The following is a 2,161-nucleotide window of genomic DNA, read 5'->3' as shown; positions in this document are numbered from 1 at the left end:
TTCTAATAATTGTTTTTCATACAAATCTTTGTATAAACCATTTAATTTCAATAATTTATCATGTGTTCCTCTTTCTTTAATTTTACCATCATCTAAAAATATAATTTCATTAGCAGATTGAATGGTTGAGATTCTATGGCTAATTATTATCTTAGTAACATCATTATCAATTTTATCAAGATTATTTAATATACTTTCTTCTGTAGCCGTATCTACTGCAGATAAACTATCATCTAATATAAGAACTGAAGGCTTTTTTATTAAAGCCCTAGCTATTGAAGTTCGTTGCTTTTGTCCACCGGAGAGTGTTACTCCCCTTTCTCCTAAAATAGTATCAAAACCCTTAGGGAATTCAATAATATTATTATATATCTCAGCATCTCTAGCTGATGAATATATTTCTTCTATAGGGGGTTCTTCATCAAAGGCAAAACTAATATTACTTTTTATAGTTTCTGAAAAAAGAAAATTGTCTTGAGGTACATATCCTATATTTTCTCTTAAGGATTTTAAACTAATGTCTTTAATATTTATACCATCTATACAAATAGAACCTTTATCTATATCATACAATCTCAGCAATAGGTTTATTATAGTAGTTTTTCCGCTTCCTGCCTTACCTATTATAGCTAATGTATCTCCTTTATTAATTTTTAAGTTTATATCTGTAAGTGCCTTGTGTTTACTATTTGTATATTTAAAACTTACATTTTTAAATTCTATTTTTTCTTTAAAATCATCTAAAAATATTGCATTATCTTTTTCTCTTATTTCAGGTTTTTTATCAAATATTGCATTTAATCTATCCATAGATGCTGCGCCTCTTTGTAATACATTTATAACTTGGCCTAGAGCTCTAGTTGGCCAGTTTAAAAGAGCCAAGTAAGAATTAAAAGCTACAAAAGATCCAAGAGATATATTACCTACGATAACTTCTTTTCCTCCATAAAATATTGTTATAAGAAGACTTATAGAAAATACAAATTGCAATAGAGGTCTAAAGGAACCTGAAACTTTGACTAGGTCTAAGTTTTTTGTAAAATTATTATCATTAACTTTAGAAAATTCTTTTGAGACTAAATCTTCTTGCACAAATGATTTTATAACTCTTATTCCAGAAAAACTTTCTTGAGTTGTTTCTGTTAAATCAGAGAGTGCTGCCTGGACATTTTTAGACCTTTTATATATAACGGATCCAAATTTCCTTGTCAAAATTATTATTATAGGTAAATTTAGAACTGCAATAAAAGTAAGTCTTAAGTTAGTGGTTCTTACCATCATAATCAATGATAAAATTATAATAAAGAGAGAATCGATAAACATTATAGTACCAAACCCTAAAGCCATCCTAATAGAGTTTATATCATTAGTAGCATGACTCATTAAATCTCCTGTTTTGTTATGGTTAAAAAAGCTTGTTGATAATGTAGATAAATGATTGAAGAGCTTATTTCTTAAATAGTATTCTAACTTTCTAGAATTACCAATTATATATATTCTCCAAAAGTATCTTCCTATTCCTATTCCAGCTCCAGTCAAAATTATATAAAAGGAATATTTTATTAAATCAGAATATATAATGCTATTGTTTTGTAGACCATCTGTTAGAAGCTCTAAAATTTTTGGAACAATTAATTGGACTAGATCTACAAAGAGTAACCAAAATAAACCAATTAGATAGTGCCATTTATTTTCAAGAAAGAAACCTTTTAAACGTTTAAATGAACTCATATATATATACCTCCTAATTTTATGTAAAATAAAATTAATTATTATTAATGCTTTATATCTGCCTTATATTTATTATACCTTCTATTTGTATATAAAAGCTAATTGATTAAATTATAAATGTTTTAACAACATGGTTTTGTACAAAATGTATAGTTTTTAATAAATAAGGTAATATATTAAATATACACTATATTCTTTAATTTAAAACTTTAGGTATTTTAAATATAATATGATTATAGTAATCTTATTAGGGTATTAGTAACAACAGACAACAATAAAAATGTACTAAAGGGGAGATTTAAATGTTAGGTAAAATGTTAGAAGAAAAAAGAAAAGAAGCGGCGAGAAAGAAAAAAGTTAAAGTAGCAAAAAATGTAGCGGCAGGTACAGTCATAGGTTCAACAATAGGTGCAGTAGCTGGACTATTATT

At 26.3% G+C, this 2,161-nt stretch carries 1 protein-coding gene; it reads right to left on the bottom strand.

All coding sequences use genetic code 11. The features are described from left to right. Nucleotides 1–1,731 (bottom strand): ABC transporter ATP-binding protein (locus ACTHW2_RS10940; RefSeq protein WP_442263954.1); only part of this gene is annotated, 1,731 nt, incomplete at its 3' end. Between the last annotated feature and the right edge of the window lie 430 nt (nt 1,732–2,161).

This window comes from Tissierella sp., assembly GCF_052089545.1.
Lineage (GTDB): Bacteria > Bacillota > Clostridia > Tissierellales > Tissierellaceae > Tissierella_A.
Note: the sequence above shows the minus strand (reverse complement) of the source record. Positions and strands in the feature narration are given on the sequence as shown.